17 protein-coding genes and 1 riboswitch are annotated in these 21156 nt (G+C 40.4%); of the genes, 3 read left to right on the top strand and 14 right to left on the bottom strand.

The genetic code is table 11. The features are described from left to right. Positions 1-194 precede the first annotated feature (194 nt). From MKZ02_RS15230 to MKZ02_RS15290, 13 genes are all read right to left on the bottom strand, one after another. The gene (locus MKZ02_RS15230) at positions 195-1469 is read right to left on the bottom strand and encodes a cytosine permease (RefSeq protein WP_445324339.1); all 1275 of its coding nucleotides are present in this window, start codon (positions 1467-1469) and stop codon (positions 195-197) included. 131 nt (positions 1470-1600) lie between these two features. Then, positions 1601-1915, bottom strand: coding sequence for a cupin domain-containing protein (locus MKZ02_RS15235; RefSeq protein WP_120030933.1), 315 nt, complete (start codon positions 1913-1915; stop codon positions 1601-1603). A gap of 14 nt (positions 1916-1929) precedes the next feature. Beyond that, on the bottom strand, positions 1930-3666 hold the full coding sequence (locus tag MKZ02_RS15240; RefSeq protein ID WP_120030931.1) for a hydantoinase B/oxoprolinase family protein: 1737 nt from the start codon (positions 3664-3666) through the stop codon (positions 1930-1932). 1 nt (position 3667) lies between these two features. Further along, positions 3668-5710: a hydantoinase/oxoprolinase family protein gene (locus MKZ02_RS15245; RefSeq protein ID WP_340854317.1), complete on the bottom strand. Its 2043-nt coding sequence runs from the start codon at positions 5708-5710 to the stop codon at positions 3668-3670. A 24-nt stretch (positions 5711-5734) separates the two neighbouring features. Next, positions 5735-6280 (bottom strand): helix-turn-helix domain-containing protein, encoded by a 546-nt coding sequence (locus tag MKZ02_RS15250; RefSeq protein ID WP_120030927.1) that lies wholly within the window; start codon positions 6278-6280, stop codon positions 5735-5737. Positions 6281-6635: 355 nt separating this feature from the next. After that, on the bottom strand, positions 6636-7253 hold the full coding sequence (locus MKZ02_RS15255; protein WP_340854318.1) for a nitrite reductase: 618 nt from the start codon (positions 7251-7253) through the stop codon (positions 6636-6638). A gap of 125 nt (positions 7254-7378) precedes the next feature. Continuing rightward, positions 7379-7660, bottom strand: a complete 282-nt coding sequence (locus tag MKZ02_RS15260) for a glutaredoxin family protein (RefSeq protein ID WP_340854319.1) — start codon at positions 7658-7660, stop codon at positions 7379-7381. A gap of 25 nt (positions 7661-7685) precedes the next feature. Further along, complete coding sequence (locus MKZ02_RS15265; RefSeq protein ID WP_340854320.1) at positions 7686-8498, bottom strand: hypothetical protein; 813 nt, start codon at positions 8496-8498, stop codon at positions 7686-7688. 22 nt (positions 8499-8520) lie between these two features. After that, positions 8521-10938, bottom strand: a complete 2418-nt coding sequence (locus tag MKZ02_RS15270; RefSeq protein ID WP_340854321.1) for a heavy metal translocating P-type ATPase — start codon at positions 10936-10938, stop codon at positions 8521-8523. Positions 10939-11057: 119 nt separating this feature from the next. After that, entirely contained in the window at positions 11058-11264 is a 207-nt protein-coding gene (gene copZ / locus MKZ02_RS15275; protein WP_120030919.1) for a copper chaperone CopZ, read from the bottom strand. Between the two features lie 496 nt (positions 11265-11760). Then, complete coding sequence (locus MKZ02_RS15280) at positions 11761-12066, bottom strand: metal-sensing transcriptional repressor (RefSeq protein ID WP_120030917.1); 306 nt, start codon at positions 12064-12066, stop codon at positions 11761-11763. Positions 12067-12478: 412 nt separating this feature from the next. After that, the gene (locus tag MKZ02_RS15285; RefSeq protein WP_340854322.1) at positions 12479-13333 is read right to left on the bottom strand and encodes a class I SAM-dependent methyltransferase; all 855 of its coding nucleotides are present in this window, start codon (positions 13331-13333) and stop codon (positions 12479-12481) included. Positions 13334-13674: 341 nt separating this feature from the next. Next, a complete protein-coding gene (locus MKZ02_RS15290) occupies positions 13675-14256 on the bottom strand; it encodes a nitroreductase family protein (RefSeq protein WP_120030913.1) in 582 nt (193 codons plus the stop codon). Between the two features lie 199 nt (positions 14257-14455). Beyond that, a riboswitch (cobalamin riboswitch) is annotated at positions 14456-14658 on the bottom strand. Between the two features lie 683 nt (positions 14659-15341). On the opposite strand from MKZ02_RS15290, the gene MKZ02_RS15295 reads away from it, so the two are divergent. From MKZ02_RS15295 to MKZ02_RS15305, 3 genes are all read left to right on the top strand, one after another. Continuing rightward, entirely contained in the window at positions 15342-16442 is a 1101-nt protein-coding gene (locus MKZ02_RS15295) for a DmpA family aminopeptidase (protein WP_340854323.1), read from the top strand. Between the two features lie 122 nt (positions 16443-16564). Further along, on the top strand, positions 16565-17965 hold the full coding sequence (locus tag MKZ02_RS15300) for an APC family permease (protein WP_120030909.1): 1401 nt from the start codon (positions 16565-16567) through the stop codon (positions 17963-17965). 74 nt (positions 17966-18039) lie between these two features. Continuing rightward, the gene (locus MKZ02_RS15305; protein WP_340854324.1) at positions 18040-19425 is read left to right on the top strand and encodes a sigma-54 interaction domain-containing protein; all 1386 of its coding nucleotides are present in this window, start codon (positions 18040-18042) and stop codon (positions 19423-19425) included. A gap of 355 nt (positions 19426-19780) precedes the next feature. Here the strand turns inward: MKZ02_RS15305 and MKZ02_RS15310 are convergent, their stop codons facing one another. After that, complete coding sequence (locus MKZ02_RS15310) at positions 19781-21127, bottom strand: APC family permease (protein WP_406909509.1); 1347 nt, start codon at positions 21125-21127, stop codon at positions 19781-19783. Positions 21128-21156: the final 29 nt, after the last annotated feature.

Consider the following 21156-nt stretch of genomic DNA (forward strand, 5'->3'; position numbering starts at 1 on the left):
ATGCCTGATGAAATGAATGTCCCTAGAACAGGAGAAAAATACCTTAGCTCCCCTGCTCATTATTTCAAATAGCATAGGCTAGAAAAAAAGCCGGCCACCTTTTATTTTAAAGGGACCGGCTTTTTATTTCGTTTGTTCATGGGTATGTTCTTTACTTACTATTAAATAGGTGATAATTCTTGGTTAACATAGGGCTATGCTGTAAACTGATCCGGCGCTACGTTCTTTTTTATCTTCATTGCAACGATGTACACAACGAGGGAAATAAGGAGGGATTGAACGGCTGGCAGCCCCCATGGGGATACATATTGTGTAAGATAGCCGACAACGATTCCCGCAAGTAAGGCAATGGTGGCCATCCAGTTCCACCCTCTGCAATCCTCCCACTGTTGTTTGCGAATAAAGAAGAAATCACCCATCATGACGCCTCCTATAGCTGGGTAAAGCAAGGCTGTTAAGTATAAGAAGTCCATAAAATGTTCAAGTATTCCTAATAGCGCGACAATAATTGCCAGAATCGTGCCAAGAAGTGTGAGGAGTGCTCTCCCTTTCCCGGAGTTGACATTAAAAATATTTGCTAAAGCTAATCCCATGCTATAGTTATTGACAAGTTGCGATGTCCAAGTCGCAAACCATAAAATAAGAAAGCCCCAAATAGGAAAACCCATGCCCATCATAACATTCACGATATCGGCATCCCCCACTCCTACGGCCATTATAGCCCCAACAATGAAAAGAGGAAAACCCACGAATATAATGCCACTCGGAATAATAATATTGTCTTTCCAGGTGGGCTTTGCATAGCGTGTATAATCCGAGGCAATGACCCACTGAGAAACATTTACTCCGATCACTAAACTAATGGCAGCCCATATTGTCATCGTAGGTTCTGGATGCCATGAAGCGATCGCCTCCCAGCCTGTATTTCTTAATGCGTAGTATATTCCCCCAGCTATTAAAATAAGGCCAGCGGGAACGGCGATATAATCTGTCCATTTCATCGAGCTGTAGCCGATGATAGACGGCAATGCAAAAAGTAATCCGCATATGACAGTGACAATCGCCCAGCCAACCCAATTACCCTTGTAATCTATGCCCAACATCGCAGAAATCGCATTTCCCGCAACAGCCGTTTGCAATGCCCACCAGCCAAGTGAAACGATAAAAATGGTAAATCCAACAATGACTTTTGCCTGAACATCACCGAAGCTGGAACGGGAAATAACAGAAGAAGAGCGCCCTGTTTTCGCGCCTATATATCCTTGCAAGGTATTTCCAACCCATTGAATGCCGAATAATGAAATGAGAAGTATGAAAAGTATTTTTGACAACCCAAAACTTCCGGTTAATGTAGAGCCAACCATTAAAACTGGAATGGTAAATTCTAATCCGCCAAAAATCATCGCTGGAGTCAGCCAATGCTGCCGAGCAGATTCGGGGATAGAATCCAATGCCTGATCTTGGCTCATGAATCCCTCTGAACTTGTTTTCTTTGTCACTTCCACTGTATTCGTTTGCTCCATCCTTTCACATCCTTTTTATGGTATAAAAATAGAATAGGAAGCACCTATGTCTTCCTATTCTATTTTTCACTTTATTATCAACTTTTCACCAATGCATAGATCAATTCGCAAGCACTTTCCCCTTCATTGACACACCAATGGTGCTCTCCAGCAGGAATATAAGACGCTTCCCCCGCATTAATTTTATAAGGCTGTCCCCCGCTCTCACCAGCTAAAGTGCCCTTGAGAATATACGAATACTCATGTTCTTCATGAACACCCGTTCCTTCTAAGGGAAGGCGCTCTCCGGCTGGGATGGAAACAAAACCGAACTTTACTTCCGTGCCTTGGAATTGATTCTGAAAAAGGGTTTGAACAATTTCTTTTGTGACTTTTGGTTCTTTAATATCCATATGAATGCCTCCAATTATGATAGTCTGCCTGGCAGCTCTTGATAGTCAAAAGTATCCGGGTCGATGTCAACGAGGAAGTGTGCTTTTGCCTCTTCGACAGTGAAATAACCATTTTTCACATCCTTGGCCACTTGGGCGGCTGGACGCTTGGACGGACTGCCATAACCGCCTCCTGTTCCTGTCATCAGGCGTACCACATCGTTCTTTTGAAGCTTGTACCGCGGATAAACACCATATGGTCCATCTATCTCCCCATTTGCCTTATGAACATAGAACTCGTTTGGCGAACCTTCATGGCCTTTGTTCATTCCCCACGGATAAAATTTATTGCGGCCAAAGGTAACTGTGGCGGCCTGGTTATCAGATAATGCGCGATAAGCACGGATGACCCCTTTTCCGCCAATGTATTCACCTGCACCTGCCCCATTGCCGTCCTGGCGAAGACTATATTCATCAATAAGAACACCATAACGTGTTTCCGCTACTTCGACCGGAACGTTATACGTCTCACCATCTGCGATACAGAACTGACCTGAAGCGCCATCTTGTCCAGCGCCTCCACCCCATCCTCCAACAGAAGGTTCAACAATAAGGAAAGGTTCCTCTGTATCTTGGTGATTACCAGACAATGTTACGGCACAAACGGACAAATGGTGTCCTGCAGTCAGCCGTTCTGGCAAGTGTGGCGCCAAAGCTTTCCAGACTAAGTCTAAACTTCCTAAGAGCGTCTCAAAATAGTTAGAGACCGGAACTGGTCGCTCGGCAGACATAATTGATTTTTTGTCAACAAGTACCTGAAGTGGCCTAAACACTCCATCGTTCACATCTTGCTCAGGGTTTGTTATAGCCAGGAAAATAGATCGCACAGCTGACATGAGTCCTGTATAGGAACAGTTCATCGGGCCTGGCACCTGTGGATGGCTTCCCCGAAAATCACAAATAAATTCGTCATCCGTAATCGTTACCTTTACTTTAATTTTAAATGGTCCGTTGCCCATGCCGTCTGTATCAATATAATCTTCCGCTTCAAAAACACCCTTTGGCAGCTTTTTAATTTCTTGTCGAGAAATGATCTCTCCATGATCCAATAAGTAATTAATAGCTGTCAGAATAGTTTCTTTGCTATGCTTTTCACAAAGTTCTTTTAATCGGCGGTCGCCTGTGCGTAAGGCGGCAACCTGCGCCCACATGTCCCCTAATGACAGGTCCGGAAAGCGGACGTTGGAGCGAATAATTTCAACAATGCCTTCATTTAAGCGGTCTTCTTCATATAATTTAATACAATTGAATTGAAGGCCTTCTTGAAAAATGTCTACGGCATCGTTTGTAAATGAGCCGGGATCCTTCCCGCCGACCTCTGTCCAATGGGCCTTGTTTGCCGAGAAGGCAATGAGTTCACCTTCATAGAAAATCGGCATAACAAGTCCAACATCGGAAAGATGGGATCCTCCTCCGTTATAAGGGTCATTGATGATAATAACATCTCCAGGCTTCAGCTTATCGCCAGGATATTTCTTCAGTGTTTCCTTTACCATAAAGGTAAGCATTCCGATAAATCCGGTAACACCATTGCCTTGAGTAAGAAGATTTCCCTGTGCATCAGTCAAACCGCTGGCATAGTCAAGTACTTCGTAAATGATAGGACTCATGGATGTGCGAGCAAGGGCCACAAACATCTCGTCCCCAGCTGCCAAAAGAGAATCTTTAACGATTTCCAGTGTAAACGGATCCACTTTTACAGAAGTTGTCATATTACTTTGCCTCCATTTCGATAATGATGTTTCCAAAGTCATCCAGGTGCAACTGCTGGCCTTCATAAATAACAGTGACGGCTGCTTTTTCTTCTATTACTGCGGGTCCATGAACTACTTCATTTGGCGGAAGTTTGTCCCGATCGTAAACTGGTGTGCTAACCCACCCTTTTTGCTCGAAGTAAACATCACGTGTTTCTTTTTTCGCTTCTTCTATAGAACCTTCACGTGTAATCTTTCCAATGACCGGTTTAGGCACTTTGCCAAAAGCCGTTACATGGAGATTGACAATTTCAGTCGGTGAATCAACCAGTTTAAATGTGTAATTCTTCTCGTGAAGCTCATGGAACTTTTCAATGATCGCCTGTTTATCTTCCTCGGTCCATTTGCCATTAGGAACAGGAACTTTTACCGTATGCTCTTGTCCTAGATAGCGCATATCCGCAAAGCGATGGAATTCAATTGTCCCAGCTTCCATCCCTTCATCTTCATAATAGGTCAGCGCCTGTTTCTCGATTTCTTCCCATTGTGCATCCATTTCGGCAAGAGAAAGCTCATTCATCCGTTTGATATATGTTTGGATATAATCATGCCGCAAGTCAGTCATAAGCATTCCCCAGGCAGAGAACACCGGTGAAGCAATTGGTACGATGACTTTTTTAACACCGAGCTCGAGTGCAAGTGCCGGAGCGTGCATCGATCCGCCTCCACCAAACGCCAGCAAAGTGAAGTCCTGCGGATTATGCCCTTTTCGAATAGAAATTAATTTTAATGCATTCAACATGTTCGAGTTAGCAATGCGAATAATGCCAAGGGCTGCTTCTTCGGCAGAAATCTCAAATTGATCACCTATTTTCTTCTGGATCACTTCTTTTACATGATCCATATCCACATCGTAGTCGAAGTTTTTAGGAGACAGCCTGCCTGTCAATAAGTTAGCATCTGTTGTGGTTGGAGCCGTGCCACCCAATCCGTATGCGACTGGTCCAGGCATCGCACCGGCAGATTGCGGCCCGACTTTCAATGAGCCTGCATCATCTATCCAAGCGATGGAACCGCCTCCATTTCCGATTTCCACAATATCGACAACAGGTGCTTTAATCGGGTATCCTGCATTTCGGCTATCTCTCTCAATATAGTAATCTGTAGAAACTTTCACTTCCCCGTTTTCAATGAGTGAACATTTTGCTGTAGTTCCACCAATATCAAATGCAATGATGTTTTTTTCACCGATCAGTTCCCCAAGAACAGCGGCTCCAAAAATACCGGCCACCGGCCCGGACTCAACCATGTTAATAGGCGCCGCTTTGGCACTGTTAAATCTTGTTGTCCCGCCATTTGATTGCATGATGTAACGCTGATCTATCTCAGTTTGTTCCCGTAATTTCTTGTCTAATTTATCAATGTATGTAGTAGCGGCGGGCTGGACATAAGCATTTAAAACGGCTGTATTAGTTCTTTCATATTCACGCCATTCTTTTGTGATATCGCTCGATGCTGTCACAAATACTTCTGGCCATAGCTCTTTAATAATCTTTACTGTCTCTATTTCATGTGCCGGATTAACATAAGAATGCATGTAAGAAACGGCAATCGCCTCCACACCCTCTTTTTTAAAGTAATCCACACATCTTTCTATATCTTCTCGGTGCAGAGGGGATAGAATCTCACCTTTATAATTGAGACGTTCACTTACCTCGAGTCGCAAATGCCGTTCAACGAACGGTTCTGGTTTTTTGTATCGAACATTAAATAGATCCGGCCTGTTGCCTCTTGCAATTTCTAAAATATCCCGGAATCCTTCTGTCGTAATCAACCCCATTTTGGCCCCTTTACGCTCAGTTAGCGCATTGATAATGACCGTTGTTCCATGAATAAACATCGACAGTTGCTCGCTTTTAATACCAGCTTTCTCAATAACGTCAAGTACACCTTTCTCAAAGTTCGGTGGAGTGGTATTGCTTTTTGCTACTCCTACGAAACCGTTTTCATCAACATATACAAGATCTGTAAAAGTGCCCCCGATATCTGTCGCTACTCTCATTTGTTCTACACTCCTTTGTGTCAATTAGAAAATGATAGGTGTTGATATACTCAAAATAATTGTTTCCTCCGAAGTTGGGTTTTCCCACGCATGCAAAAGTTCAGAAGGAAAGTGAATAGTGTCGCCAGCTTTCAGATGATAGCCGTCCTGGTTTAAATGAAAAATGACCTCACCTTGCAAGACATAATAAAACTCCTCTCCCGAATGACTGTAACTCTGTTCCTCTTTCATTTTTGGGGGAAGTATAACCATTAGCGGCTCCAGTTTCCTGTCTGGAAATGTACCGGACAAGCGGACGTATCTCTGTTCTCCACCATTTACTTGAAATATTCTTTGATCGCTTTTTCTTAATAAATAGTTTTGGTTTTCTTTATCGTCCTCAAAAAAGAAGATCATTGAGACTCCTAGTGCATCAGCCAATTTCTTCAGAGATGTAATGGATAGTGAGGAAGTCCCCCTCTCGATTTGCGAAAGAAAGCTAAGTGATAATCCAGTTTCTTCACTTAGTTCCTTCAATGTTAGGTTGTTTTGGAGACGTAAAGCTTTGATTTTTTTGTGAATGTCTTCCATAGAATTAAGCACCTCATAAAATTCTAGTCTTACTGTAATGAATCATAGGAATATAATGAAATATCCAAAAATATTTTACAGTTATACTGTAATATTTATGAATATAACATAATTATTTTTCGAATGGTAGGTTTTTTTAAAATTTTCTGTTATTTTTTTCGTAGAATCTATATTATCCAGAGAAATATTTACAGTAAGAGTGTAATTTTTATATAGGCTTAGCTCATCAGTGCGTCAACTACCTAAAGGGGGGAAGCGTAGATTTGCATCCACGAACATATACGTAGTAATCTTAAGGAACAAAATAATCATATAAAAGAGCCGGTTACAAAGTTGTAACCGGCTCTTTTCCCCCTTAGCTAATTAAGGACTCTCTGCCTACACGTTTTAAAAATTTATGGAAGGTTTCTCGTCTTTTGCCTGTCTGGGAATATACATCAATGATTTTTTCTATTGTGCTGTACAATTCTTGGGGGGTTAACTTCTCCATCAGTAGGGAACCAACCTCAGCGTCTTTCCCTTTGGCTTTTCCGCCGACATATAAGTTATAATAATCTCTAATTTTCATAATGCCTATGTCGCTTAACAGAGGTTCACCGCAACCAATAGGACAGCCTGTATAAGCCACCTTAAGAGTAAATGGTACACTTTTTCCGGCAATGCGGCGGTTTAGCTCTTTTGCTATTGGCATTCCTTCCTCTTCTTCGCCTTTGCAAAAATTACAGGTTCTCAAGCTCTTCACGTAATTCCCAACTGGGTAACAGGCTAATTTAACACTTTCGAATTCCTTGATGATCTCTTCCATCTTCTCTTCTGGAATTCGTATATAAAGCTGTTGGAAGGTTGTTAGTTCAATTTCTTCATTTTCATTCATATATTTTGAGAGCATGAGAAGTTGTTCTGCATTAAGCTTTGCCCCAAAATCTATTCCTCCATTGACAGCCATCTTGATTTTTTTAACATCGTCCCCCATTTTATTTCTTCCCTCTTTCTAATCACCTGATTTTATCATTCGCTTCATATTTACTATACTCCCGAACCGTATACAAATGGTTAAAAGATATACTTGCTTACAGAAAAGCAACAGTTGGCGGAACGTCAGCTATCAATATGCAATATGTTTCTTATTTCGTCTATATTTTGCTCAAATCCAATTAGAACTTTTTTCTTGCTCCTTAGACCAAACAAGGATTTATTTTTAAATACGAACGTCGGAACCATTCTTGTTCCTGTTATTTTGACTAAGTCTCTTTCTTTAGAAGGTTGTTTCGTTAAATCATAATCAACATAAGAAACATTATTCTTGGAGAGAAACTCTTTTCCAGCCTGACAATCTGAACAAGTAGGTCTTGTGTAAAGCTCAAGCTGAACTTTCGACATGAATACTCACCTCCCACGTTCTTAATTATTTAACTTTAATAACAAACGGGTAGACATTGACCTGTCCCTCAAACTTAAATTCAGCCCAAATCTTGTAAATACCTGGCTTATCAAATTGTGTTTTAAATACCGTTTGATCATCGGCTGCAGGGTGAACATGGATATATTTTTCCCCATTTTCATCCAAGATGACCACGTGCCCTAAGGCGCCTAAATAGGGCTCCGGGGTAGCACCTTTCATATCAAAAGTAAGAGTCATTTCTTTGTTGATTGCAAACGGCTGAGAAATCAACTCAACCGTTTGGCCATTGATGGTCTTAACGAAATCCGTATCCGCAACGAGATTATTATCCCCGTGTTCATGGTGCGTTTCACCAACATGGAATTCAATAGGCTTTACAGCATATTGGAGGCCCTTTGGTTTTATATCAACGAACGCTTTGTAAGAACGATCAGCTAAACTCACCCTCTGCTGGTAAATTCCATCTTCCTTCTTCTCTGGATGCAAATGATGGTACTCTTTCAAATCTGAACTGACGACAATAAAATGCATAAATTTCTCATGGGAGACTTCCAGTTTCGGCACTTGATTATTTTTATCTTTCAGCTCAATGGTGATTACTCCGTTGGCATAGGATACTTTCGGTGTGACCTCACTAGCAGTGTTTGTGACATGGTTCCCATGACTATGTTGATGATTCATATTTTCTTCCTCCTCTGTATGATTTGTTTGTTCATCCGTTTTAGGATTCATATTTGCATAAACGCTGTAACCTGCGATGACTACCCCAAGATATACGATAGCCGTAACCGCCCAAATCATAACACTTCGCTTCACATATGCCGCCTCCTTTCTATATTTAAGCCTTTAATTTGATTCTTTGCAGTCTTAGGGCATTGAGGACGACCGATACCGAACTAAATGCCATTGCTGCTCCAGCTAGCCACGGAGCTAAGAAGCCTACTGCAGCAATAGGGATGCCGATACAGTTATAGGCAAGCGCCCAGAAAAGATTTTGCTTGATATTTGTGATCGTCTTCTTACTCATAAAAATTGCGTCTGCAATACTATTTAAATCACCCCGAATGAGGGTAATATCTGCCGCTTCCATTGCCACATCGGTACCCGTGCCAATCGCCATCCCGATATCAGCTGTCGCAAGTGCCGGGGCATCATTGATCCCATCGCCTACCATGGCGACTTTTTTGCCAGCTTGCTGAAGCTTTTTCACTTCCGTTGCCTTGCCTTCTGGCAAAACTTCAGCAATGACATGCTTTATTCCGACTTGCTTAGCAATCGCCTGAGCCGTTTGGGTGTTATCCCCTGTAATCATTACAACGTCCAAGCCCATATTGTGCAATCGGGCAATCGCTTCTTTGGATGTTTCCTTAATGGTATCCGCAACAGCAACAATCCCTGCGTAGCGTCCGTCAATGGCTACTAACATAGCTGTTTTCCCTTGCTTCTCTAAACTCTCCATTTTCGGTAATACTTGTTGTACATAAATGTTATATTTCGCCATCAATCTGCGTGTACCAATGAGTAATTCTTTGCCGTTCACTGTCGATTGAATACCGTAACCGGGAAGGGCTTCAAAGGTCGCCGGTGATCCGAGCTCAATTCCTTTTTCTTTAATTCCCTCCACGATCGCTTCAGCGAGTGGGTGCTCTGAATTTCTCTCAGCCGTACCTACTAGTGTAAGAAATTCCGTTTCATTCACGCCCTCTGCTAAAACAACATCCGTCAAGGAAGGTTTCCCATTTGTAACTGTTCCTGTTTTATCCAGAATAATTGTATCTAAACGATGGGTCGTTTCCAGGTGTTCTCCACCCTTGAATAAAATCCCAAACTCAGCCGCACGGCCTGAACCGGCCATAATAGAAGTTGGTGTAGCCAGACCAAGCGCGCATGGGCAGGCAATAACTAACACTGCGATAAACTTCTCAAGTGCTTCCGCAAACTCTCCAGGACTTACGGCAAAATACCACACTAGGAAGGTAATAATGGCTATTCCTACAACGATCGGCACGAAAATACCCGAAATTACATCAGCTAATCGTTGAATAGGCGCTTTAGAGCCTTGGGCTTCTTCAACAACTTTAATAATTTGGGCTAAAGCTGTGTCTTTCCCTACTTTCGTCGCTTTAATTTTTAAGAAACCATTCTTGTTAATGGTTGATCCGATTACATGGTCTCCAATCGTTTTGTCGATTGGAATGCTTTCTCCGGTCAACATCGATTCATCAAGCGCTGATTGACCTTCGACAATCTCACCATCTACTGGCACCTTTTCGCCAGGCTTCACAAAAACAATATCACCTTGCAAAACGTCTTCTATAGGAATGATCATTTCTTGCCCATCACGGACGACAGTTGCATTTTTTGCCTGTAACCCCATTAGTTTCTTAATGGCCTCAGACGACCGGCCTTTTGCCTTCGCTTCAAACAATTTGCCTAAAATAATTAAGGTAATCAAAACCGCACTCGTTTCATAATAAAGCTCAACCATGTGGTCTTCTGAGCCAATTGACATAATGCTTAAATACAGACTATAGAAATAAGCAGCTGATGTTCCTAAGGCAACCAACACATCCATGTTGGCACTTTTATTTCTTAGAGCTTTAAAGGCACCGACATAAAACTGTCTTCCGATAATGAATTGAACCGGTGTGGCGAGGGCGAATTGTACCCAAGGGTTCATAAACATATCTGGCAGCCAAATAAAAGAGGTGAATTCAAAGTGACTAACCATTGCCCATAATAATGGAAAAGATAAAATAGCCGAGAAAATAAATTTGCCGGTTTGCCGCTCGATTTCCTTTTGTCGATGGTCGGCTTCCTCTCCGGTTTTTTCCTGCTTTTGTTCAAGGGTATAGCCCAGTTTTTTAATGGCCTCCCTCATATCAGAAATAGAGACTTGATCAGCGTTATATTCCACAAGAACCGACTCTAATGCAAAGTTCACCACGGCTTTTTCGACGCCATCTAATTTATTCAGCCGTTTCTCAATTCTATTTGCGCAGGCCGCACAAGTCATTCCAGTAATATCAAATCCTGCTTTATCCGTTACCACGTTATATCCTAAAGATTGGACTTTCTCCTTAAATGTTGCTGTATCTGTTTTATCGGGGTCATATTTAATCTTTGTTTTCTCAAGAGCAAAATTTACATTTGCATCTTCCACGCCATCTATCTTCTTCAACCCTTTTTCAATTCGTGTAGCACAAGCTGCACAAGTCATCCCCTCTATTTTCAGGGTTGCTTCTTTTTGAGTCATATTATCCACTCCTATCTTCCGCATACTCCGCAGGGGTATATTTTTTCTGAAAATAAATCGTGCCATTTTAGCACGATTTATTTTCATTTTTATTTAATGATTATTTTTGCTTGGGCAGGCTACTCAACATCGTATCCTTGATCTTCAATAACCTCGGTAATCTCTTTTAAGCTTACTTCATTCGCATCAAATGCAATATCCACTTTTCCTTCGTTTAGATGAACATTGACAGATTCTACCCCTTTTAACTGACCTACATTTCCTTCAATAGAATTAACACAATGTCCGCAAGACATCCCTTTTACATTAAGTGTGACTTGTTGCATAAGAACCCCTCCTTAAGTGATGATCTAACTTTTTACAATTCTTATATTACCATACCCCTGTAGGGTAGTAAATAGGAAAATAAAATTTGTTTTGCGATAATCAGGCATTCTTTCCTGCTGTTCAGATCAACTTGTCCCAAATGTTTGACTTGATACGCTTAACAAAGCCCCACACTAATAGGGTCTAATGCTGATTCAGTAATAAAAATCGGTACAAACGGATCGCTACAATAATTTTCCCTGAAAATAATTTTCTTATTCGTCTCGCTCTTTTTCTTCTTTTATGTAGTATGTGTAAGTCACTGGATCACTCTTTCTTCTCCTTATGGTTTATTTGTCTTTTATACGAGGAAGCAGTATCCATTCTTTTGATGTAATACCCTCTCCCTGTGTAAAAAAACTACTAAAATGTTCGCTTATTTATCTCTTCGCTATTCCCTCTCCTCGTATACATCTGCCCAAGAAAAAAAACCAACTACTGAAAGCTGGCTTTTTACTATAAAGATTTAGAGAATCGTTTAAATACTTCCATCAATTCTTGAATCGCTTCTTCTTCATCCCCATCTCTTATAGCATCCGCTACACAATGCTGGGTGTGCCTTTCTAATAAATGCAGACCAACCTTATTCATCGCTGCATTAATAGCTGAAATTTGAGTAAGAATATCTACACAATATCGGTCGTTTTCAATCATATTTTGAATGCCGCGCACTTGTCCCTCTATTCTTTTTAACCGGGTAATTAGCTGATCTTTTTCTTTTGTTGATCTATGAGTTGTTTTCGTCTCTTCAGAATGGTTCATATAAGTATCACCAGCTTATCTTTAAAATTTTTCATACTTACAAATGTGTCCATGATACATACCGGAGGTACCCCATGATTGTACCATAAAGATACGAGAAGAAATACGAAAATGCGTCTCCCTTGGAGAATGTATGAAGCAAAGCCTTGCCTATTCACTATTTGCCTTATCATGATTCCCTATGTAAAAAGATCTCCTGCCTATCGTGGCTAGCCGATCATGTATTTATGCCTGTTTAATTATTTTGCCCACACTTTGAAGTGAATAAAACGCTGACTGATCAAAACGTAAACGATTATTACTGATTTACCCAAATTAAGATTTTGGCCAACGAGAAACCAAAATAACCGCTTGATTGAAGCATGGCACATCCGTATGATAAATGGATTTATTTTCCAGGATACACACCCCATCAAATGTTTACCGGCTTCCAATAAAGCAGCGCCGCATGAATGGTATAGGAATATTCATATTGCCCATTTTTCTCTACTACGTATCGGCTTAGCGCTTGCTCAACTTCTTGTTGATTATAGTCTCTTGTTAGAATTTTGCTGACGTTATCACGTATAAGAGCTTCAAACGATTCATATATACTCACGCGCGGGATCTCAATAATTCTACAATTGGCCATAATTCCAAGCTGATACAGAATATTTTGCAAATCAATATAATCCCTGCGTCTAAACTTTATGGAATAACCGTGTTCTCTATGTAAATCTATATAGTGAGGCTTTTCTGGACCGCTTGTCATACCCGCTATAACAAGCCGAGAGGCAGCCTGATTCATTTTAAGTAAAGCTTTATCGATATCGCGGATGCGATAATAACAGTTTATTCCAAACACTACATCACACGTTTGCTTAATGTTGAGCTGTTCCCATTTTTCATGTATAAAGCTTATATTGTTTAATTGCATCTTTTCGGTTTTATGTTTTAAAAAATCGATAATGCTTTGGGAAATATCAACGCATGTAAGCTGTTTGACATGTTCAGACACACAGAATGTATAATTACCCCAGCCGGGCCCAATCTCCAGTACATGATCACTTTCATGGAGCAGCTTCAACAGCTCTTCTCGGATGATGTGTGCATAAGCATTTGTATCGACTGTGCCATTTTGCTGCTTTTTTTCCAAAAAAGCGTTCCAAAAGGCATCTTCCGCTTCATCATTTATCATTCGGTTAGAAAGCGTTCCGTCCCACTCTTTCATATTTTCTTTCCATAAGTCAATGTAGTTACGTCCTAAAGATGTGCTTATACTATTCATCTATCCAATGCTCCTTCTTTTTGTATTTGCTTAGGTTATATAAAAAACAAAGGGTTATAAGCTCCTCAGCTTTTTATTCCGGATAACGTAAATTACTATCAAGGCTTGATCCACATATAAAAACTGTACATTTTCTGAAATGCCCTTTATAAAAAAGCATTTCTAACCATTGAAGAGGATAGAAATGCTTTTTTAAAGTAAAAGAAGACTCTTTCATCGTTCAAACAGATTTAAAAATAGCCTTCTTTTTCGCGTCTTTTATATCCGTCCCTTTATCCGTTAATCAAAGGTTTAACGATCCACATCAAGATCATAAAAAAGCAACCCAATTGAAACCCTTATTATTGACTTGTCCCCATCCAAATTGTTTTGTCTTCGAATGATGTGCGAATGGGCACTTTTACTTTCTTTAATGACTCAGGATCTGGATAGCCAATAAATAAATTACCCACTACCTTTTTATGCTCCGGGGATCCGATAAATCGATAAAGTCGTTCGTCATGTACAAGTCCTACGCCCCGCGTCCGCCATACAAAACCTAGCCCTAACTCATGAGCCGCCAGCCACATCGAATGGATCGCACAACAGACCGCAAACTCGTTGTCTTTTGTGGCGTCTTCATCATCAGGAATAACATCGCTCGTTACAATAATATGTAGTGGCGTATTCTGAACGACCTTTAAAGAGCTTTCAATGAGATTGGGCTTTGTAGGAAATCGCTCTTTTAAGTAATCTTCTGCTAGTTGGTTATACCTGCTCTTGGCTTCCCCTTTTACGACATAAAATGTCCACGGCTCTCTCATTCTATCGTTGGGTGCCCATGTAGCTGCTTCTAATAGCTTAAAGATTTTTTCATCCTCTACTTCGCGCCCATCATAATTACGGATCGCTCTTCGTTGCTGTAGATCTGTTAAAATAGTCATTTTCCATTCCTCTCCTTTAACTAAAAGTATTCCTGGCTATTCATATGAATGTTCTCTTACAGTGACCCAAAAAAGCAGCAATAAAAAAGCATTTAAACCTGTATAGTTTAAATGCTTACAAAAAAAGAGTGCATGCCCTTATATAAAACCCAGCCATTATCTTCTTTCCGTAAACACCTCCCTATATCCCGTAGGTCCATCTGTGCTCTTTAAATAGGCAGGTTTCCTGACTTATCTTCTACACAACCCGCGCCTTCCCACTTTTTCTTTTATAAAAGCAGTGACGTTATGCAGGTTGCTCTGAATTTACAGTGGCGGGAACCGTGTTGGATTTTCACCAAGCTTCCCTTTTAAGCTGTCCATCTTTAATATACGCACAGCACCTATTCAAAAAATATTCACTTTTCTACATATTACCACAAAACGATGCCGGCATGTTCACTAACCCTTTCCAGACATACTTTTCAGTTTACTCTTGTCCAAATGACGCCAACCTCTCCGCTCTCAAGCGTTCATAATTTACATACGGAAGAAGCTACAACTTTACTTTCGATATGGAGCAAGAGATAAGTTACTGAAGAACCTTCTTCAAGTAGGTTCATTGAAAGCATTTTATGAAAGTTTGTCATTACACTGTATGTTTAAACTGACAGTATGGTTGATAGAATGAAAGGCCCCATATTCGTATGATTAAAGGTCCATAGATGTAAGTTTAAACTAACATTACTTTTATATGGCATTTTTCAGTTAGTAGAAACACCTTGATTTAAAAGGGAATTTGAATCATTCATTGCGTGGAATGATTCTTGCTTTAACTCATTTAAGAGAAAAGATTGATAGCTGGCGATCATTGCCTTGTCATCTTAAATGTATGAAGGCCGCACTATATGGCACTAAAAATTTTAGTTAATACTGTCTGAAAGGAGGGTTTAATGAATTGCCGTCATTTTTCTTTTCCTTTGTTTTGTGCATTAGCAATACTTTTTGTGAATGTTTTAAAGTCTCCCTCCCCTAACTTAAAGGTGTAGAGGAGCACAAAAACTTTTTATACATGCCAAATAATCTGCTAGACAGGAGGAATACATATGTCCGCGAGAAAACGAGCACGTGATATTGGATTAGATTTTCCTGGTGTGCCGGGGCACTTTAATGCGATTACCGATGTTCCAGGTGTTAAGGTCGGCTATACAACGATTATAGAAGGAGAAGGTCCTGTTGTAATTGGGGAGGGCCCGATCCGTACGGGCGTAACGGCTATTTTGCCGCGAGGAACAAAGGAAAAGATGCAGCCTATTTGGGCCGGCACATACAGCTTAAATGGAAATGGCGAAATGACAGGAATGCATTGGGTAAATGACGGCGGCTATTTCTTAAGCCCGATCTGTCTTACGAATACACATTCTGTCGGCATGGCTCATCATGCCACAACCAAATGGATGATTGAGAAGTATAAAGAACAGTTCAGTGAGCATCACCTTTGGGCAATGCCAGTTATTGCAGAAACATATGATGGATTGTTAAACGACATTAATGGCCAGCATATCAAAGAGGAACATGTCCTATCAGCTATCCATTCAGCAAAGTCCGGGGCCATCGCTGAAGGCAATGTTGGTGGAGGAACTGGCATGATTTGTTATGAATTTAAAGGCGGAACGGGTACATCATCCCGCATAGTTGAACTAAATGGCGAACAGCATCATGTGGGAGTGTTAGTTCAAGCAAACTATGGTATCCGCGACTGGCTTACCGTTTTAGGTGTACCTGTTGGAAAACATTTAACTGAGCATAAAATCCTTTCTAAAGAGCAAGGCTCCATCATCGTTATTATCGGGACAGATATTCCGATGCTTCCCCATCAGCTTAAGCGCCTTGCAAAGCGGGCGGCGATTGGGATTGGCAGGAGCGGAAGCCCTGGCGGAAACAATTCCGGTGATATTTTCCTGGCCTTTTCAACAGCAAATGAAATGGATATCCCCCAACTTTCAGAAGACAAATTGACAATGACCTTTGTCAACGATGAGAGTTTTGATCCTATTTATGAAGCCGTCTGTCAATCTGTTGATGAATCAGTCATTAATGCGATGATCGCAGCCAAAACAATGTCTTTAGTGAAACCCTTTGGAAAGAAAGCTTATGCCATTGATCACGAAAAGTTGCTTAAAGTGATGAAGCAATATACCCGTTAAAGATACACATTTTTATCAAACATATATCAACTTTTTAAGTCCCAAGGCTATAGGGGCTGAAAAACACTAAAATTAGTCTGAATAGCCAAAAATATTTCAATAAACTACGAGGAGGCTATAACATGGATCATGTCAAAAATACAAAGAGTCATGCTGCACCACAATTAAATCGAACGTTAACTCTTTTTCCCTTGGTGTTTATGGGATTAGCCTATATGTCCCCGATGGCCGTATTTTCTCCCTATGGTATCGTTGCTCAAGGGACACAAGGAAGAGCGGCGGCTGCCTATTTAGTAGCGCTTATCATGGTTTTATTTACTGCCTATAGTTACGGAAAAATGGTAAAAGCCTTCCCTTCGTCTGGTTCCGCTTATACGTATGCTTCTAAAACAATTAATCCGAGTGTCGGTTTTCTAGTTGGCTGGGCTGTTTTAACAGACTATATTTTCCTGCCGGTATTAAACATATTAGCCTCGGGTATCTTTATTCATGCAACCTTTCCGCAAATTCCTTTATGGGCAGGTATGTTACTGCTGCTTGGTACGGTTACGATTGTTAACATGTTTGGAGTGAAATTAAATGCTAAAGTTAATACTTTAGTGGTTTTATTCCAATTTTTAGTCGTAGCCTTTTTTGCTGGATTTGCGATTCAAAGAATCCAAACCGGCATGGGGGCGGGAGAGCTATTTTCTACCCTTCCATTTTACAATCCTGAACACTCATTTTCCCTCGTGCTGGCGGGTGCCTCTATCGTTTGTACCTCCTTTCTTGGTTTTGATGCAGTCACAACGTTTACAGAAGAAACGGTCAACCCAAGAAAAACCGTACCGAGAGCCATTCTTCTTATCGCTTTAATAGGAGGTGCCATGTTTATCGGATTATCTTACTTACTTCATATGGTACATCCCGATTTTGATTCATTTAAAGATCCCGAAGCAGGAGGCTATGAAATTGTTTATTTTCTAGGCAGTGCATTGCTCACTTCTTTTTTCACCGCAGGTTTTATTATCGCTTCTATCGGAATGTCCTTAACTTCACATGCAAGTGGTGCCCGTCTTCTGTACGTTATGGGGCGAGATGGCGTTCTTCCGAAAAAAATATTTGGTTACATTCATCCGAAACTTATGACACCGCTGCGAAATGTTTTAATTATCGCCGTAATATGCTTATTAGGTTTTTTCATAGATTTAGAAACAGCCTTTTCGTTAGTAAATTTCGGAGCCTTGCTTGCCTTTACATTTGTTAATTTATCTGTTATTGCTCATTACTTTATTAAAGAAAAGCGCCGCGGTATAAAAAACTTTCTATTATATTTAGCTCTTCCCTTAACCGGGGCTGGTTTTAATATATGGATTTTGGCGAATTTGAGTAAAAATGCCCTTAGCTTAGGTTCTATATGGGTGGCAGCCGGGGTCGCCTACCTTCTTTACCTAACAAAATTCTTTACAAAACAGCCGCCCCACATGAACTTTAACGAGGCAGAGTATTTAGATTCAAATAAAGATATAGAGAAATTATCCTAAGTTTATTCTTTACTTGATTATTTGTTATGATAAATATGTGGAAGAAGGTCACTATTTTTCAGGAGATTATGTACATGTTAACATTGGAAACTTGCTTAACTATTATGGAACAAATTGAAGGATTAGTTATTGTAGATGATCAAGCAAGAATCATGTTTATGACAAAGCGCTTAGCCGAAGACGTAGGAATTAACCGTGATCAAGTTATCGGAAAGCACATTCTTGATGTCATTCCTACTTCAAAAATTCACCAGGCCGTTCAAATGAGAGAACCCTCGATTGCTGATTTTTATTTCTTGAAACATACAACAATTGTAAGCAGCCGCTTCCCCTATTACGAGGGAGACAGGTTTGCTGGCGTAGTAGAATATGATCTGTTTGATAATTATCAACTATTGAAAAACTTCATTAAAAAAATTGATAGTCTCCCTACTGAACTTAGCTTTTTCAAGCAAGAACAAAAACGACTAAAAGGAAATAAGTACTCCATTGAAAATATTGTTGGCGACAGCCCTCAAATGAAGAAGCTTCGCAAGGAGATTGTGAATGCCGCCCATTCAAATTCAACTGTATTGATCACTGGCGAAACGGGAACCGGAAAAGAATTGGTTGCTCATTCGATTCACGCATTAAGCAAAAGGAGTCAGGGTCATTTTGTTAGCTTGAATTGCTCTGCTATTCCATTAGAGCTGTTTGAATCAGAGCTGTTCGGCTATGAAGAGGGATCGTTTACAAACGCTCGAAAAGGTGGGAAAATGGGGAAATTTCAACTAGCCAGTAAGGGAACATTGTTTTTAGATGAAATTAACCAAATGCCTCTTGCACTGCAGCCGAAGATTTTGCGGACATTACAAGAAAAAGAAATTGACAGAATTGGCGGAAAACATAGCATCCCTATTGATACAAGGATTCTATGTGCTACGAATCAAGACTTAAGAGACTTAATTAAAAAGGGGAAATTTAGAGAAGATCTATTTTATCGACTTAATGTTTTCCACATTCGCATCCCGCCATTAAGAGAGAGAAAAGAAGATATTCCCGCACTTGTGCAGCTCTGTATTGAAAATCTCAATCACTTTCTCTCTCGTAATGTTGAATCGGCTTCCAGTGAAGTGCTCGATATCCTACAGCAATACGATTGGCCTGGTAATGTGAGAGAACTGCAGAATACTTTAGAAAGAGCAATGAACAGTATAGATACAAACACTCATCAGCTCGATGCTCAACATTTCGAATCGTTTATCGAAGAGAATTTATCAAGCCGCCAAGAACCTCTCATCCCTCAATCAGCAGAAAAGCCGCTTGAAGAGGTAAAGAAACGAGCTGAAAAAGAGGCGATCATCCAAGTGCTAAAAAAATGCAATGGGAATCGTACAAAAGCTGCTCAGGTATTAAAGATCTCCCGTCCCCTTCTTTATCAAAAAATCAAACGACTGGGAATCGATCTGAGTAAAATTTAACTCTTATTTAGAGAAACACTTGTATTTTATCAATTTCAACTGTCTGCCCCTGCTAGGTATATAGGGGGCAGGCCGCCTCTTTTTTAGCTATGGTTTTATCGAATCTCGGAATAATCATCTACTAAACCCTCTATAAAATATAGCGAAATTTCTCCAAGGAGCGCATTGTGTACTATCTCCAACAGAAATTGCCGTACCATTCGATTTACTGATCTATTGTTCTCTCGTTATTCATTCCCTCCTTTTGAAATTACTTAAAATGAAATGATAAATCAAACAAAAAAACTAATGGGCCTTTTTCTATTTACAGAAAAAGGCCCATTAGACTCAAACGTTTGTCTGATAAATTTCTTTTTCATTTCTCTTCATTAAATTGGGGAGGCTGGACCCTAAAAAAGTTAGTGACACGCAACAGATACAATATGCCAATGGCAGCCCATACAAACCCTACTACTTTAGCGGCAAAATCAAGTTCAAACCATAAATACAAATTGAATCCCAACCCTATTAGCGGTAAAATAATTGAGGCGATAATCGACTTTAGTGTATTTCTTTTACTTTTCTCGTATTTGAGGAAAAACATGATAACAGATAAGTTAACAAAAGAAAAAGCGATAAAGGCGCCAAAGTTAATAAGGGAGGCTGCCCTTGCCAAATCTAAAAACATAGCCGAGCATGCTAATACTCCGATTAATAAAATATTTAAAATGGGAACTCCTGTACGTGGGTGGATGTAACCGAAAAACCTTTTCGGTAAAACACCATCCCGACCCATCGCATATAATAAGCGAGAAGCACTCATTTGTTGAGTTAATCCACAGGCGAGGACGGCGATGAGATAACCAGCGATAAATATGGCCTGAAAGAGAGCGCCACCGATATACTTGGCGATTTCTGGAGAGGCGCCAGCTATGTTTTCTATAACAGAAATGTCAGGAAACAAAGTCTGCATAAAATAAGTTACTGCGATAAAAAAGAGACCCGCCACAAAAGCAATAATGAAGATCGCCTTAGGTATGTTTTTTTTAGGTTCAACTGTTTCCTCTGACAACGTCGTGACTGCATCGAATCCTAGGAATGATAGTGCCAGTACGGATGCTCCTGCAAAAATGTTAGAAAAGGACATGTCTCCACTGAAGAACGGCATAGCAGAGAATAACTTTCCATCCTCAGTATTTATAATCCCACGAATAGTAAAGACCACAAAAAGAATCGCAACAAGAAATTCAATAATAACCATAAAATAGTTGACGAGAACGGCCAGCTTAATATCAGCAAGATTCAGTCCCGTAGTAATGACAATGGTAGCAAAAATCCATATCCACGGTGGCACATTCGGAAATGCCGCTGAAAGATAGATGCTAGAAAGCAGCGCGTTAATCATAGGCAAAAAGAGATAATCTAGCAAGGCGACCCAGCCGACTAAAAAACCTAGATAAGAGTTCATTGTCTTTCTCGTATAGGTGTAAGCGGATCCTGATGTGGGATAGACTTTAACCATTCGACCATAGCTGTAGGCAGTGAATAGCACCGCAATCGTAATTAATACATAAGCTGCTGGAACATGTCCGTTTGTTATGTCAGACACAATCCCAAAGGTATCAAAAACGGCCAGTGGAGCCATATACGCCAGCCCAATAAAAATAACGTGCCTTAATTTTAATGTGCGTTTTAATTGACCTTCATTAACATCCGTATTCATTTTTTTTATGGCACTATCCACACTCATTC

The organism is Pseudobacillus sp. FSL P4-0506 (assembly GCF_038003025.1).
Classification (GTDB): domain Bacteria; phylum Bacillota; class Bacilli; order Bacillales; family Domibacillaceae; genus Pseudobacillus.